At 69.7% G+C, this 13,457-nt stretch carries 16 protein-coding genes; 7 read left to right on the top strand and 9 right to left on the bottom strand.

The window, feature by feature from the left end; translation table 11 throughout:
- Positions 1-174 precede the first annotated feature (174 nt).
- From groES to AB6A69_RS08455, 3 genes are all read left to right on the top strand, one after another.
- A complete protein-coding gene (gene groES / locus AB6A69_RS08465) occupies positions 175-486 on the top strand; it encodes a co-chaperone GroES (RefSeq protein WP_371037454.1) in 312 nt (103 codons plus the stop codon).
- A gap of 52 nt (positions 487-538) precedes the next feature.
- A complete protein-coding gene (gene groL / locus AB6A69_RS08460) occupies positions 539-2,179 on the top strand; it encodes a chaperonin GroEL (protein WP_371037453.1) in 1,641 nt (546 codons plus the stop codon).
- Between the two features lie 143 nt (positions 2,180-2,322).
- On the top strand, positions 2,323-3,447 hold the full coding sequence (locus tag AB6A69_RS08455; protein WP_371060450.1) for a hypothetical protein: 1,125 nt from the start codon (positions 2,323-2,325) through the stop codon (positions 3,445-3,447).
- Here the strand turns inward: AB6A69_RS08455 and AB6A69_RS08450 are convergent.
- Positions 3,444-3,893, bottom strand: a complete 450-nt coding sequence (locus AB6A69_RS08450) for an NUDIX domain-containing protein (RefSeq protein ID WP_371060449.1) — start codon at positions 3,891-3,893, stop codon at positions 3,444-3,446. The two genes, AB6A69_RS08455 and AB6A69_RS08450, sit on opposite strands and share 4 nt — an antisense overlap.
- A gap of 108 nt (positions 3,894-4,001) precedes the next feature.
- Here AB6A69_RS08450 and AB6A69_RS08445 point away from each other — a divergent pair, with 108 nt between their 5' ends.
- The gene (locus tag AB6A69_RS08445; RefSeq protein ID WP_371060448.1) at positions 4,002-5,138 is read left to right on the top strand and encodes an alpha-D-ribose 1-methylphosphonate 5-triphosphate diphosphatase; all 1,137 of its coding nucleotides are present in this window, start codon (positions 4,002-4,004) and stop codon (positions 5,136-5,138) included.
- A 10-nt stretch (positions 5,139-5,148) separates the two neighbouring features.
- Here AB6A69_RS08445 and AB6A69_RS08440 read toward each other — a convergent pair whose 3' ends face one another.
- The 3 genes from AB6A69_RS08440 to AB6A69_RS08430 are packed head-to-tail and all read right to left on the bottom strand — an operon-like array spanning position 5,149 to position 6,986.
- Complete coding sequence (locus AB6A69_RS08440; protein ID WP_371060447.1) at positions 5,149-6,231, bottom strand: 5-(carboxyamino)imidazole ribonucleotide synthase; 1,083 nt, start codon at positions 6,229-6,231, stop codon at positions 5,149-5,151.
- Positions 6,224-6,712, bottom strand: a complete 489-nt coding sequence (gene purE / locus AB6A69_RS08435; protein ID WP_371060446.1) for a 5-(carboxyamino)imidazole ribonucleotide mutase — start codon at positions 6,710-6,712, stop codon at positions 6,224-6,226. The genes AB6A69_RS08440 and purE overlap by 8 nt, the downstream gene beginning before the upstream one ends.
- A gap of 49 nt (positions 6,713-6,761) precedes the next feature.
- The gene (locus AB6A69_RS08430) at positions 6,762-6,986 is read right to left on the bottom strand and encodes a YdcH family protein (protein ID WP_371037447.1); all 225 of its coding nucleotides are present in this window, start codon (positions 6,984-6,986) and stop codon (positions 6,762-6,764) included.
- Positions 6,987-7,144: 158 nt separating this feature from the next.
- On the opposite strand from AB6A69_RS08430, the gene AB6A69_RS08425 reads away from it, so the two are divergent.
- Positions 7,145-7,567 (top strand): Hsp20 family protein, encoded by a 423-nt coding sequence (locus AB6A69_RS08425; RefSeq protein WP_371037647.1) that lies wholly within the window; start codon positions 7,145-7,147, stop codon positions 7,565-7,567.
- Positions 7,564-7,791, top strand: coding sequence for a DUF1150 family protein (locus AB6A69_RS08420; protein WP_371037446.1), 228 nt, complete (start codon positions 7,564-7,566; stop codon positions 7,789-7,791). The genes AB6A69_RS08425 and AB6A69_RS08420 overlap by 4 nt, the downstream gene beginning before the upstream one ends.
- A gap of 16 nt (positions 7,792-7,807) precedes the next feature.
- Here AB6A69_RS08420 and AB6A69_RS08415 read toward each other — a convergent pair whose 3' ends face one another.
- The 3 genes from AB6A69_RS08415 to trxB all read right to left on the bottom strand — a co-directional run bounded on the left by AB6A69_RS08415 (position 7,808) and on the right by trxB (position 11,350).
- Positions 7,808-8,503, bottom strand: coding sequence for a hypothetical protein (locus AB6A69_RS08415; protein WP_371060445.1), 696 nt, complete (start codon positions 8,501-8,503; stop codon positions 7,808-7,810).
- A gap of 9 nt (positions 8,504-8,512) precedes the next feature.
- Positions 8,513-10,219 carry a bifunctional sulfate adenylyltransferase/adenylylsulfate kinase gene (locus AB6A69_RS08410; protein WP_371060444.1) on the bottom strand — a complete coding sequence of 569 codons (1,707 nt, stop codon included), beginning with the start codon at positions 10,217-10,219 and terminating at the stop codon, positions 8,513-8,515.
- 159 nt (positions 10,220-10,378) lie between these two features.
- A complete protein-coding gene (gene trxB, locus AB6A69_RS08405; protein ID WP_371037443.1) occupies positions 10,379-11,350 on the bottom strand; it encodes a thioredoxin-disulfide reductase in 972 nt (323 codons plus the stop codon).
- Positions 11,351-11,558: 208 nt separating this feature from the next.
- Between trxB and AB6A69_RS08400 the strand changes: the two genes are divergently transcribed.
- Positions 11,559-12,059: an Lrp/AsnC family transcriptional regulator gene (locus AB6A69_RS08400; RefSeq protein WP_371037442.1), complete on the top strand. Its 501-nt coding sequence runs from the start codon at positions 11,559-11,561 to the stop codon at positions 12,057-12,059.
- An 8-nt stretch (positions 12,060-12,067) separates the two neighbouring features.
- On the opposite strand, the gene AB6A69_RS08395 is transcribed toward AB6A69_RS08400, so the two are convergent.
- Entirely contained in the window at positions 12,068-12,847 is a 780-nt protein-coding gene (locus AB6A69_RS08395) for a Hint domain-containing protein (protein ID WP_371060443.1), read from the bottom strand.
- Between the two features lie 247 nt (positions 12,848-13,094).
- The gene (locus AB6A69_RS08390; protein WP_371055050.1) at positions 13,095-13,229 is read right to left on the bottom strand and encodes a hypothetical protein; all 135 of its coding nucleotides are present in this window, start codon (positions 13,227-13,229) and stop codon (positions 13,095-13,097) included.
- Between the last annotated feature and the right edge of the window lie 228 nt (positions 13,230-13,457).

Genomic DNA, 13,457 nt, shown 5'->3' with positions numbered 1-13,457 from the left:
CGGCGCCCGGCGTCGCGATGACAAAACCGCGAGGGGGTCGTGAAGAATCCTGCCGGCCCAGGATTGACAGCGCCCGGGCTTGTGTCTATTTCCCGGCTGCTAGCACTCGGGATAGACGAGTGCTAACGCCCCAAGCGAGGGGTAACCGTAACTTTGAGCCAAGGAGACTCAAGGATGGCATTCAAACCGCTTCATGACCGCGTGCTCGTCCGCCGCGTGGAAAGCGACGAAAAGACGGCCGGTGGCCTGATCATTCCCGACAGCGCCAAGGAAAAGCCGCAGGAAGGCGTCGTTGTCGCCGCCGGTGCCGGCGCGCGGGACGACGATGGCGACCGGATCGCCATGGACGTCAAGGAAGGCGATCACATCCTGTTCGGCAAGTGGTCGGGCACCGAGGTGACGATCGATGGCGAGGAACTGCTCATCATGAAAGAGAGCGACATCCTCGGCATCATCGAGGGCAAGTCCGAAGCGAAGGCCGCCTGAGCCACCATCCCGCCCCTGTCTGACTGACAACCGAATACTGGGAGAAGCACACATGTCTGCAAAAGACGTGAAATTCGACACGAATGCCCGCGACAAGATGCTCAAGGGCGTGAACGTCCTCGCCGACGCCGTGAAGGTGACCCTCGGTCCGAAGGGCCGTAACGTGGTGATCGAAAAGTCCTTCGGCGCCCCGCGCATCACCAAGGACGGCGTCACCGTCGCCAAGGAGATCGAGCTCGAGGACAAGTTCGAGAACATGGGCGCGCAGATGGTCAAGGAAGTGGCCTCGCGCACCAATGACGAAGCCGGCGACGGCACCACCACGGCCACTGTTCTGGCCCAGGCCATCGTCAAGGAAGGCATGAAGGCGGTCGCCGCCGGCATGAACCCGATGGACCTCAAGCGCGGCATCGACCTCGCTGTCGAGAAGGTCGTGGCGCACATCAAGAGCGCCGCCCGCAAGGTCGAGAACTCCGATGAGGTCGCGCAGGTCGGCACCATTTCGGCCAACGGCGAGGCCGAGATCGGCCGCCAGATCGCCGACGCGATGCAGAAGGTCGGCAACGAGGGCGTCATCACCGTCGAGGAGAACAAGGGCCTCGAGACCGAGACGGACGTGGTCGAGGGCATGCAGTTCGATCGCGGCTATCTCTCGCCCTACTTCGTGACGAACTCCGAGAAGATGATCGCGGAGCTCGACGACTGCCTCATCCTGCTGCACGAGAAGAAGCTCTCGTCGCTCCAGCCGATGGTGCCGCTGCTCGAGCAGGTGATCCAGTCGCAGAAGCCGCTCCTCATCATCGCCGAGGACGTGGAAGGCGAGGCGCTGGCCACGCTCGTGGTCAACAAGCTGCGCGGCGGCCTGAAGATCGCGGCCGTCAAGGCGCCCGGCTTCGGCGATCGCCGCAAGGCCATGCTGCAGGACATCGCGATCCTGACCGGCGGCCAGGTGATCTCGGAAGATCTCGGCATGAAGCTCGAGAACGTCACGATGGACATGCTCGGCTCGGCCAAGACGGTCAACATCACCAAGGACGAGACCACCATCGTCGACGGCCACGGCGAGAAGTCCGAGATCGAGGCCCGCGTCACCCAGATCCGTCAGCAGATCGAGGAGACCACCTCGGACTACGACCGCGAGAAGCTGCAGGAGCGGGTGGCCAAGCTCGCCGGCGGCGTGGCGGTCATCCGCGTGGGCGGCATGACCGAGGTCGAGGTGAAGGAGCGCAAGGACCGCGTCGACGACGCGCTGAACGCGACCCGCGCCGCGGTGCAGGAAGGCATCGTCGTGGGTGGGGGCGTGTCCCTCGTTCAGGGCGCCAAGTCGCTCGAGGGCGTCACCGGCGCGAACCCCGACCAGAATGCCGGGATCGCGATCGTGCGCCGCGCGCTCGAAGCGCCGCTGCGCCAGATCGCGGAGAACGCGGGCGTCGACGGCTCGGTCGTAGCGGGCAAGATCCGCGAGACCGACGACCTCAAGTTCGGCTACAACGCCCAGACCGACGAGTACGGCGACATGTTCAAGTTCGGCGTCATCGACCCTGCGAAGGTCGTCCGCACCGCGCTTCAGGATGCCGGATCCGTGGCAGGTCTGCTGATCACCACCGAGGCGATGGTGGCCGACAAGCCGCAGAAGGAAGGTGCCGGCGCCGGTGGCGGCGGTGGCATGCCCGACATGGGCGGCATGATGTAAGCTTCCGGGCAACCGGAAACGCAAGGGGAGGGGCCGCCGGCGTGCGGCCCCTTTTCCGTTGGGCGGGATCGTTGATGCGACGCATTTCCGCCGGCCCGTCTCTGGCCTAGCCTCCGGGCGAACGCCGAATCGGGGAGAGGTCCATGCGCCGCCATCTGATCATTCTGACCCTGTGGCTCTGCGCCGCGGCGGGGGCCGCCCCGGCCGCCGATGTGGGGCTCGACATTGCCGGCGACCGGTTCCGCGCCGCGGCCGTGGCGGTTCACGAAGGCGCGCCGGCCGACGACGTGCTGATGGCGGGCGAGGCGGTGCGCGTTCTGGCCGACGTGGCGGGCGACGCGCTCCTGGCCGCGCGGCGGCTCGACATCGACGCCCCCGTGGCGGGCGATCTCTATGCCGCGGCGATGGATGTCGCGGTGCGCGCGGCCGTGGGCGGCGATGCCACGGTCTTCGGCTACGACGTGACGCTCGGCGCGGTCGGGGGCGATCTGCGTGCCTCTGGCGCGCGGGTGTCGCTTCTGGGCGATGTCGGCGGCTACGCGCTCGTCGCCGCGGACGACCTGCGCGTGGAGGGCGTGATCTCGGGCCCCGCGCACCTCAGCGCCAAGGATGCGAGTTTCGGGCCGGGCGCGCGCATAGACGGCCCGCTGGTGCTTTACGAGAGCCGCCCGGGGCGGATCCGGGTGCCCGAAAGCGTCGCCCCCGAGGACCGGATCGAGCGCCGCACCCGGTCCGAGTTCGAGGCCGAAACCCGCCCGATCCGGGGCCCCACGCTGGGCGAGGTCGTAGCGGGCTTCCTGATTGGCGTGGCCGCGGTGGCGCTTCTTGCCACGCTGGCCGCGGCGCTCGCGCCCGCGACGATGGCGGCGCTGCGCGCGCGCATCCTCGCCCGGCCCTTCGCATCGCTCTGGCAGGGGTTTCTGGCGCAGTCGGTGCTGATCGGCGGCGGGCTGGTCGTCGCGCTGACGCTGATCGGGCTGCTGGTCACGCCGGTCGCGTTCCTCGTCGCGGTGCTGGGCGGGGTCGCTGGCTATGTCGTCGGCGCCTATGCCCTCGGCGTCGGGCTTCTCGGGGCCGCGGGCCGGTCCGAGCCCGCGACGCTTCTCCAGCGCGCGCTCGCCGCGTCGACGGGGGCGGTGGTGGCCGCGCTCGTCGGGCTCATCCCGTTCGTGGGCTGGCTCTTCGTGCTGGCGCTCGCGCTCACCGGCGCGGGGGCGATCGCCGCGCGGATCGTCGGGCCGCGCTTCTTCGCTGCGCCGGCCGGCTAGCGGCAGATCGTCTCCAGCGGGTCGTAAAGCCCCCGCGCGTCGCCCCAGGCGGCCTCGGGCAGGCTGTCGGGCTTGTAGCGCAGGCCGGCCATCTCCGCGCGCGTGACGAAGCGGCGCTCCGTCACGATCCCCTCGGGATCGCGCCAGTCGGACGCGAGCGTGCCGGACAGAAGCCGGCAGCGGAAGAAGACCTCGACCTGGTGATAGCCGCTTTCGGGGTCGTGGAACTCGTTGACGAGGCAGGGCGGGCCGACCGAGACGGCGAGACCCGTCTCCTCGTGCACCTCCCGGCGCAGCGTGGCGGTGAGCGCCTCGCCGCGCGAGACGCCCCCGCCCGGCGCGGCCCAGAGGTCGGACTGCCCCGAGGGCCAGGCGTTCACGAGCAGAAGTCGGTCCTCGTGCAGCACGATCGCGCGCACGGCAAGGCGGGGCGAGGGATCGGTCATGGCGCGCGCTCTCCGGTACGGTCGGGGCTTTCCTAGCCGCGGGCGGGCGCATATCTCAAGCGACATGCCGTTATCGCACACCCCTTCACGCCAGCCCGGGGGCCGGCCATGAGTCTCGCGCTCACGCTTCACGGGGCGGAGGTGCTGTGGCCGGACGGCGCGGGGCCCGGACCCGTCGGCATCGCGGGCGGGCGGATCGCGCCGCCGGGGCCGGGGCGGCAGGTGGATCTCTCGGGCTATCTTGTCCTTCCGGGCATCGTGGACGCCCACGGCGACGGGTTCGAGCGGCACCTCGCGCCGCGCCGCGGCGCGATGCGCGACCTGGGTGCGGGGCTCGCCGCCGCGGAGGCGGAGCTTGCCGCGAACGGGATCACCACGGCCGTGCTGGCGCAGTTCTACAGCTGGGAGGGCGGGCTGCGCGGCCCGGACTTCGCCGCCCGCGTGCTCGAGGGCTGGTCGGCGCGACGCGGCAGCGGGACGGATCTGCGCATCCAGCTTCGCTTCGAGACGCACATGCTGGACGACTATCCCGCCTTCGAGGCGCTCGTGGCGCGACACGGGGCAGGCTACGTCGTCTTCAACGATCACTTGCCCCACGATCGGCTTTCCCAGGGGCGCAGGCCGTCGCGCCTGACGGGCCAGGCCTTGAAGTCGGGCCGCTCGCCCGAGGCGCATCTCGCCATCATGGAGGCGCTGCACGCCCGGCAGGCGGAGGTGCCCCAGGCGCTTGCCGGCCTTGCGCAAAGGCTTTCGGCACGCGGCGTGCGGCTGGGCAGCCACGACGACCGCACGGCCGCCGACCGGGCCTTCTGGCGCGGGATCGGCGTGCGGATCGCCGAGTTCCCGGAAACGCGGGAAGCGGCCCTCGCCGCCATCGAGGCGGGCGACCGGGTGGTGATGGGCGCGCCCAACGTGATGCGGGGCGGCTCCCACAACGGCAACGTGCCCGCCGGGGCGCTGGTGGACGAAGGTCTCGTGACGGCGCTCGCCTCCGATTACCACTTCCCGTCCCTGCGCGCCGCGGCTCTGGCGCTCGCCGAACCCATGGGGCTCGCTGCGGCTTGGCGCCTCGTCTCCGAAGGGCCGGCAGGGCTTCTGGGGCTTGCAGACCGGGGCCGCATCGCACCTGGGCTGCGCGCCGACCTCGTCGTGCTGGAGCGCGAGACGGGCCGCGTGGCCGCGACCTTCGCCGGCGGCGCGCTGACCTTCATGGGCGGCCCCGTGGCGGCGCGTTTCCTCGACTGAGCCGCGCCCGTCAGCGCCCCTGCGCCGGGCCGGTGACGCGGTTGACATGGCCCATCTTGCGCCCTGGCCGCGCCTCGGCCTTGCCGTAGAGGTTGAGGCTCGCCGCCGGGTCCTGCGCGATCTCGGGCACGCGGGCCACATCGTCGCCGATCAGGTTCTCCATGTCCACGTCGGAATGGCGCGAGCCGTCGCCCAGAGGCCAGCCGGCCACGGCGCGGATGTGCTGTTCGAACTGGTCCACCGCACAGCCCGCCTGCGTCCAGTGGCCGGAGTTGTGCACCCGGGGCGCGATCTCGTTCACGAGGAGCCCGTCGGGCGTGACGAAAAGTTCCACGCCCATCACGCCCACGTAGCGGAGCTTGTTCAGGATCCTGCCCGCCAGAAGCGCGGCGTCGGCGCGCTGGGCGGCGCTCAGCCGCGCGGGGACGCGCGTGGTGCGCAGGATGCCTTCGCGGTGGACGTTCTCGCCGGGATCATAGGCTACGACCTCGCCCGAAAGCCCACGCGCGGCGATCACCGAGACCTCTTGCGAGAACGTGACGAATCCTTCGAGGATCGCCGGCGCGCCCCGCATCGCGGCGAGCGCCGCCTCCGCGTCATCGGGCCGGTCGATCCGGGCCTGGCCCTTGCCGTCGTAGCCCAGGCGCCGCGTCTTGAGGATCGCGGGCAGCCCGATCTCCGCCATCGCCTCGGCGAGGTCCTCGGCGTCATCCACCGCCGCGAAGGGCGCCGTGGCGAGGCCGAGATCCGACAGGAACGCCTTTTCCACCAGCCGGTCCTGGCTGACCCTCAGCGCGCGCCGGTCGGGCCGCACCGGGCGAAGCGGGTCCAGCACGTCGAGCGCCGCGGCGGGCACGTTCTCGAACTCCAGCGTGATGGCATCCACCGTCTCGGCAAAGGCGGAAAGGGCGCCCGTATCCTCCCACGCGGCCGTGGTCACGGCATGGGCCACGTCGCCCGCGGGCGGGGCGGGGGCGGGATCGTAGATGTGGCAACGATAGCAGAGCCGCGCGGCGGCCACCGAGAGCATCCGGCCAAGCTGCCCGCCGCCAAGGATGCCGATCACGGATCCGGGGGCGAGCGGCTCAGTCATCCTGCGGCTCCTCGGGGATGGAGGCGGTCAGATCGGCGCGCCAGCGCGCCACGCGTTCGGCCAGCGCCGAGTCGGAAAGGGCCAGGATCTGCGCAGCGAGAAGCCCGGCATTGGCCGCGCCCGCCGCGCCGATCGCCATCGTGGCCACCGGATAGCCGCGGGGCATCTGCACGATGGAATAGAGGCTGTCCACGCCCGCGAGCGCCCGGGTCTGCACCGGCACGCCGATCACCGGAAGCTCCGTCTTGGAGGCCATCATGCCCGGCAGATGCGCCGCGCCGCCCGCGCCGGCCACGATCACCTTCAGCCCGCGCCCCGCGGCCTCGCGCCCGTAGGCCCAGAGCCGGTCGGGCGTACGGTGGGCGGAGACGATGCGCGTCTCGTGGCCCACGCCGAGCGCGTCGAGGATGTCCGCCGCCTCGCGCATGGTCGGCCAGTCGGACTGGCTGCCCATGATGATACCCACCTGCGTCTCGGCCATGCGCCGCCTCCTCGGCTTCGGGAAGCGGCACTATAACTTCGGGCGCGGCCTACGCAATGATGTCCGGGAGCAGTCTGTCCGCGATGTAGGAGATCCGGTCCTTGAGCTGGAGCTTCTTGCGCTTGAGCCGCTGCAGGGTGAGCTGGTCACCGGTCCCCTTCTCGGACAGCGCGGAGATCGCGTCGTCGAGGTCGCGGTGCTCGCGGCGGAGAACCTCGAGCTCGACGCGCAGAACCTCCTCGGTCTGCATGGACAGGTCACTGGGCGCGTTCATCGGGCACCTCGTTCTTCTTGACAGGGAAGCAACATACCAAACCCGGGGCGATGCCGCAAAGGTCTTGCCGCCCGTGGGTGGCACCCCCATATTTCCCTCAGACGGTCGCCGCCACGGGGCCGTTCCACATGACTGTCGCTTTCGTGAAGGACGTGTCGATGACGAAGATGAGTTTGGGGACCTATCCCCACATGCTGGGGTTCGAGCAGCTGGAGCGCCTGCTGGAGCGCACGGCGAAGACCGGCAATGACGGTTATCCCCCCTACAACATCGAGCAGACCTCCGAGCACTCCTACCGGATCACGCTCGCGGTTGCCGGGTTCACACCGGATCAGCTTTCGATCACGGTGGAGGACAACCAGCTCGTGATCCGCGGGCGCCAGGAGGAAGACGCGGAGCCGCGGGTCTTCCTGCATCGCGGGATCGCCACCCGCCAGTTCACGCGAAGTTTCGTTCTCGCGGACGGTGTCGAGGTGGGCGAAGCGGTGATGGAAAACGGGCTTTTGCACGTGGACCTGGCGCGCGCCCGGCCGGAAACCGTGGTGCAGACCATCGAGATCAAGACAGGGGGAAGCAGATGAATACCAAGTTCGATTTCGCAGAGGCCGGCGAACGGCCGATCGTCTATGTGCGCTCGGTCAAGGTGGCCGAGCTGCCGGAGGAGCTGCGCGAGCAGGCCGAGGGGCTCGAGACGCTCTACGCCGTGTGCAACATGGAAGGTGAGCGCCTCGCGCTAGTGCAGGACCGCGACATGGCCTTCGTGCTGGCCCGGCAGAACGACCTCGCCCCGGTGACGGTGCACTGACACTGCGCCGCCCGCGTCAGCGGGGCGGCCAGATCCCGTAACGGCGATGGATGAGCCGCGCGCAGGCGTCATTCGCCTGCGCGCGGCTCAATCCGTTGACGTGGCTGTCTTGCAGCTCCGGGCCTGGCAGGTCGCGCGGCGCGCAGGCGGCCCGCGCGGCGGGGCGCGACCGAACGGCGAGACCCGCGCGGGCGTAATGGCCCGAAAGCCATATGTCGTCGACCGGCCAGGCCGCGTCGGGAATGTCGAAGGCGTCCCCGTGCAGCATTTCCGGCCGGATCGCCACGCCGGCGAAGCCCTGCGCGATGTCGGTTTCGCCCGCGGCGGGGCGATCCGCACGCCGGCGCAGCGCGGTCACGGAGAACCCCGCGCCGGCCAGCACGGCCTCTTCCGGCCCCTCGGCGAGCGCGGCAAGCCATCCCGGCCCGTAGATCCAGTCGTCGTCGCAGTAGACGAGCCGCGCGCCTTGCCCTTCGAGGGCCCGCGCCGCCGCGAGCGCCTTGGTGGCGGGGCCGAAATCCTCGTCCGACCAGACGACCTCGACCCCGTCGGGCAGCGGGGGCAGGGCCACCGGCCCCGGAAAGCGCCGGTAGCGTCGCGGCAGGCACAGCAACACCCGGTCGGGCCGCGGAAATTGTCCCTGGATCGAGGCGAGCGTCGCCCCGATCCGCGGCAGGCGCGGCGGGATCGAGGTGAGCGAGACGGCGAGCATGCGCCCCGGTCAGCCCGCGATCAGACCCATGGATTCGAGCTTGAGCAGCACCTGGTGGGCGCAGTTGTCCACTTCGACGCCTTCGGTGTTCACGCGTAGCTCGGGCGCTTCGGGCTCGTCATAGGGGTCCGAGATGCCGGTGAACTCCTTGATCTTGCCCTCGCGGGCCAGCCTGTAGAGACCCTTGCGGTCGCGCCGTTCGCATTCCTCGAGGCTGGTGGCGACATGCACCTCGACGAAGGCACCGTACTGCTCGATCTCCTCGCGCACGGCGCGCCGGGTGGCGGCGTAGGGCGCGATGGGCGCGCAGATCGCGATGCCGCCGTTCTTGGTGATCTCGGAGGCGACGAAGCCGATCCGGCGGATGTTTAGGTCGCGGTGCTCCTTCGAGAAGCCGAGCTCGGACGACAGGTTCTTGCGCACCACGTCACCGTCGAGAAGCGTGACGGGCCGGTCGCCCATCTCCATCAGCTTGATCATCAGCGCGTTGGCGATGGTGGACTTGCCCGAGCCCGAGAGGCCGGTGAAGAACACGGTGAAACCCTGCTGGCTGCGCGGCGGGTAGCGGCGGCGCAGTTCGCCGACCACCTCGGGGAAGGAGAACCAGTCGGGGATCTCCAGCCCCTCCCGCAGACGCCGGCGCAATTCCGTGCCCGAGATGTTGAGGACCGTCGCGCCCTCCTCGATCTCGTCGGCGGCCTCGTACTGCGCGCGGTCCTGCACATAGACCATCTGCTTGAAGTCGACCATTTCGAGACCGATCTCCGCCTGGTGCTCGCGGAAGAGGTCCTGCGCGTCGTAGGGGCCGTAGAAGTCGTCTCCGGCGCTGTTCTTGCCCGGCCCCGCGTGATCGCGGCCGACGATCATGTGGGTGCAGCCATGGTTGCGCCGGATGATCCCGTGCCAGACCGCCTCGCGCGGGCCCGCCATGCGCATGGCGAGGTTCAGAAGGCTCATCGTGGTGGTGGCGGCCGGGTACTTGTCGAGCACGGCCTCGTAGCAGCGCACGCGCGTGAAATGATCCACGTCGCCAGGTTTCGTCATGCCGACGACCGGGTGGATGAGCAGGTTCGCCTGCGCCTCGCGCGCGGCGCGGAAGGTCAGTTCCTGGTGCGCGCGGTGCAGCGGGTTGCGCGTCTGGAAGGCGACGACGCGGCGCCAGCCCAGCTTGCGGAAGAGCGCGCGCAGTTCGTTCGGCGTGTCGCGGCGCGCCTTGAAGTCGTAGTGCACCGGCGGCTGGATGCCGGTCACGGGCCCGCCAAGGTAGACCGGGCCGGCGCTGTTGTGCAGGTAGTTGACGGCCGGATGCGCGATGTCGTCGGCGCCGAACACGCGTGCCGCCTCGCGGGCCTTGTCGGGCGTCCACTTGTCGGTGACGGTCATGGTGGCGAGGATCACGCCCTCCTGGTCGCGGAGCGCGATGTCCTGCCCGGGCTCGACGCCCTCGGCGAAGCCGGACGAGACGTCGAGCGTGATCGGCATCGGCCAGAGCGTTCCGTCGGCCAGCCGCATCCGCTCCACCACGCTGTCGTAATCCGCCTGCGACAGGAACCCCTTGAGCGGCGAGAAGCCGCCGTTCATCAGCAGCTCCAGGTCGCAGACCTGCCGCGGGGTGAGGTCCCAGCTCGGCAGTTCGCCCGCCTCGATCTTCAGCTTCTGGGCCGACTCGTGGGAGACGAAGAGTTCTGGGATCGGGGCGAGGTTGGGACTCATCATGGCTGTCTCACGAAATGGCTGAAGGTGGCGAATGGAAACGGGCGCCCGGCGCGCGGGCTCGCGCAGTCGCTAGACCGTTCGCCCCGCCGGGCGCAACCCGAGGGAACACAGCGGCCGTGCGGAAGCGGCGGAAAGATGCCATTTTGCCGAGGAAGAGGGTCAGCCGGCCTGTTCGAGGATCCGCTCCTCCGCGTCCAGCGTGGCGATATACTTCTCGGCATCGAGCGCCGCCATGCAGCCCATGCCCGCGCTCGTTACCGCCTGGCGGTAGACGTGGTCGGTGATGTCGCCCGCGGCGAAGACACCGGGAATCGATGTCCGGGTGGAGCCGGGCTCGACCTTGACGTAGCCGCCATGGTGGGTTTCCAGCACGTCCTTGACGAGCTCGTTGGAGGGCGCGTGGCCGATGGCGATGAAGACGCCCTTGCACGGGATCTCGGTGATCTCTCCGGTCTGGACGTGTTTCACCCGCACGCCCTCGACGCCGAGCGGATCCTCGCTGCCCACGACCTCGTCCAGCGTGTGGAACCACAGCGTCTCGATCTTGGGGTTCCGGAACAGCCGGTCCTGCAGGATCTTCTCCGCCCTCAACTCGTCGCGGCGGTGGATCAGCGTGACCTTGGAGGCGAAATTGGTGAGAAAGAGCGCCTCCTCCACGGCCGTGTTGCCCCCGCCGACCACGACGATCTCCTGCCCGCGGTAGAAGAAGCCGTCGCAGGTCGCGCAGGCGGAGACGCCGAAACCCTTGAACTTGTCCTCGGACGGCAGGCCAAGCCATTTCGCGCGCGCGCCCGTGGCCAGGATCACCGCGTCGCAGGTCCAGATCGCGCCGCTGTCGCAAGCCGCGGTGAAGGGGCGCGTGGACAGGTCGAGGTCTGCGACGATGTCCGACACGATCTCGCAGCCCATTTCCCTGGCGTGGGCTTCCATTCGCACCATCAGATCCGGGCCCTGCACCTCGGTGTCGCCCGGCCAGTTCTCGACCTCGGTCGTGGTGGTGAGTTGCCCGCCGGGCTCGATCCCCTGGATCAGCACGGGTTCCAGCATGGCCCGCGCGGCATAGACGGCGGCGGTGTATCCGGCGGGGCCGGATCCGATGATCAGAACCTTGACGTGGCGTGTTTTGGACATTCGGGGATCCTCGCGCAATATGACCGCGGTGTTTCTTCGGGTATATCGCCGCGGCGCCGGGTCGGAAACCCCCGCGCGGTGCGGCCAACGGCCCGGCACATACCGTCGGGACCGGCCGGGCCGTTTTAACAATCTTGCGCCTGATTGAAACAATATTGCGCACGAGCGGCGGGCTGTTATAACAACCGCGAATACGAGGGAGGCAGCGATGCCCGGGACGCGGCTCGACCCGATCGACAGGAAGATTCTCGCCGAATTGCAGGCCGACGGCCGGATGACGAACGTGGAACTCGCGCGCCGCGTGGGCATCTCGGCGCCGCCCTGCCTGCGCCGGGTCCGCACGCTGGAAGAGCAGGGCTATATCCGTGGCTACCATGCCCGGGTCGATGCGCGCGAACTGGGATTCGAGGTGCAGGTCTTCGCGATGGTCGGGCTGCAAAGCCAGGCCGAGGCCGATCTCGTCGCCTTCGAGGACCAGTGCCGGGCCTGGCCCCTCGTGCGGCAGTGCCACATGCTGAACGGCGAGGTGGATTTCATCCTGAAATGCGTGGCACCCGATCTCTCCACCTTCCAGAGCTTCCTCACCGGGGAGCTGACGGCGGCCCCCAACGTGGCGAGCGTGCGCACCTCGCTGGTGATCCGCGTGTCGAAGGACGACCCCGGCGTGCCCTTCGACGTGCTGGAGGAGCGGCTGGGCCGCAGCGCCTGAGCGGCAGCTCAGGCTTCCTTCAGGTGCTCCATCGTCTCGCGCGACAGGCGCGGACAGGCCAGCGGTCCGAAATCGTCGAACGTCTCGACATGGCCGAAGAGCGACAGGAAAAGCGCCTGCATGTTCGGCCCCAGCCCCTGCCGCGCCTGCGTGCCGGGGTGAAAACTCTCCACCTCCAGCCCGCCGGCATAGATGACCGCATGGCGGGCGAGCGCGATGTGATAGAGCCGCACGGGGCTGGGCGGCGCGATCTCGATCACGCTGGCCCCGTCGACGAACTCGTTCACCCGGCTGAGCACCCGCAGGGCGCCGCCGGGCGCCGCGCCGAGGCGGGGTTGCGTGTGCAGCAGCCGCGCTGCTGGGCCCGCGAGCACGTCGGGTGACGGCCGTCCCAGGCCGAACGCGTCGGCGGTCACGCGGCTGAGCGCGCCCGCGCCGGGGGCGAGCAGGGTGGACCCGATCCAGACGAGCGTTTCCGTGCCCCCGCCGGCGCATGGCAGCCGGTCGCCGGGAATCAGGTCCTCCACCGCGACGGGTCCCGCCTCGGTCCGGATCAGCGTGCCGCGCGCGAAGGCGCCGACCGCGTCCAGGAAAAGGGGCGTGTCGGGCACGGCATGCTGCGTCTCGCGCACGCTGCCGTCGGGAAGACGGCAGGCGACCTGAATCCGGCGCGTCCGGGAAGGCGCAGGCTGGTCTCGCCCGTGCGTCTCGGCAAGCCGGCCGTGCAGGGCCGGCAGCTTTGTGGTCGTCGCGGCCGCGCGGTCCGCGCGGCCCAGGGGGCTTTTCATGCGATCACCCGAAAGGTTGGTCACATCCGCGCCGGCCCCCACCGGCGACGACAGAAGGACTGATCCAAGATTTAATATTACGTTCACGAAAGTGCGGGCCGAGCGGGTCACTTGTCAACGCGACCGGACCGAATGGCGCGTCGCCAGAGCCAATGCAGCGCGCGGTCGGGTCATTGTTCGGCCGGCGTCGACCGACCGGCGCGTCGGGCCCCGCGGCTCGGGGCCCTTGGCGAATCGGCCGCCGCGATCAGGCGCGCGCCCGAAGAGGCTGGCGCCGCGCGATGAAGGCGGCGCGGCGCGCGCCACGCTGCCACGGCGGCGCGATGGAGTCCGCCCGCGCGATGCGGATCGCCGAGCGGAGAAAGCGGATGCGATCGGTCATGGGGTCTCCTTCGTCCGTTGCTGGCCGGGGCGCACCGTCGATCACGACGCGCAACGCCAAGGCTGGACCCGCAATCCGGCGCTTCCGCGGCCACAAGCGGGAAACAACCGGACGTGTCCGCCATACTCGCGGCAGAGGTGGCCGGAACCAGGCGCTGTCGCCCAAGAGACTGCAGGTGAACAATAATCAAGGGATTCACTGCGACAACGACGGGCAGCGCTGAGCATT

Source organism: Rhodosalinus sp. 5P4, assembly GCF_041365695.1.
GTDB lineage: Bacteria > Pseudomonadota > Alphaproteobacteria > Rhodobacterales > Rhodobacteraceae > Rhodosalinus.
This window is presented reverse-complemented; position numbering and strand designations above follow the sequence as displayed.

Coding starts and splice junctions, on each gene's coding strand:
- groES (WP_371037454.1), top strand. CDS start 175: ATGGCATTCAAACCGCTTCATGACCGCGTGCTCGTCCGCCGCGTGGAA.
- groL (WP_371037453.1), top strand. CDS start 539: ATGTCTGCAAAAGACGTGAAATTCGACACGAATGCCCGCGACAAGATG.
- AB6A69_RS08455 (WP_371060450.1), top strand. CDS start 2,323: ATGCGCCGCCATCTGATCATTCTGACCCTGTGGCTCTGCGCCGCGGCG.
- AB6A69_RS08450 (WP_371060449.1), bottom strand. CDS start 3,893: ATGACCGATCCCTCGCCCCGCCTTGCCGTGCGCGCGATCGTGCTGCAC.
- AB6A69_RS08445 (WP_371060448.1), top strand. CDS start 4,002: ATGAGTCTCGCGCTCACGCTTCACGGGGCGGAGGTGCTGTGGCCGGAC.
- AB6A69_RS08440 (WP_371060447.1), bottom strand. CDS start 6,231: ATGACTGAGCCGCTCGCCCCCGGATCCGTGATCGGCATCCTTGGCGGC.
- purE (WP_371060446.1), bottom strand. CDS start 6,712: ATGGCCGAGACGCAGGTGGGTATCATCATGGGCAGCCAGTCCGACTGG.
- AB6A69_RS08430 (WP_371037447.1), bottom strand. CDS start 6,986: ATGAACGCGCCCAGTGACCTGTCCATGCAGACCGAGGAGGTTCTGCGC.
- AB6A69_RS08425 (WP_371037647.1), top strand. CDS start 7,145: ATGACGAAGATGAGTTTGGGGACCTATCCCCACATGCTGGGGTTCGAG.
- AB6A69_RS08420 (WP_371037446.1), top strand. CDS start 7,564: ATGAATACCAAGTTCGATTTCGCAGAGGCCGGCGAACGGCCGATCGTC.
- AB6A69_RS08415 (WP_371060445.1), bottom strand. CDS start 8,503: ATGCTCGCCGTCTCGCTCACCTCGATCCCGCCGCGCCTGCCGCGGATC.
- AB6A69_RS08410 (WP_371060444.1), bottom strand. CDS start 10,219: ATGATGAGTCCCAACCTCGCCCCGATCCCAGAACTCTTCGTCTCCCAC.
- trxB (WP_371037443.1), bottom strand. CDS start 11,350: ATGTCCAAAACACGCCACGTCAAGGTTCTGATCATCGGATCCGGCCCC.
- AB6A69_RS08400 (WP_371037442.1), top strand. CDS start 11,559: ATGCCCGGGACGCGGCTCGACCCGATCGACAGGAAGATTCTCGCCGAA.
- AB6A69_RS08395 (WP_371060443.1), bottom strand. CDS start 12,847: ATGAAAAGCCCCCTGGGCCGCGCGGACCGCGCGGCCGCGACGACCACA.
- AB6A69_RS08390 (WP_371055050.1), bottom strand. CDS start 13,229: ATGACCGATCGCATCCGCTTTCTCCGCTCGGCGATCCGCATCGCGCGG.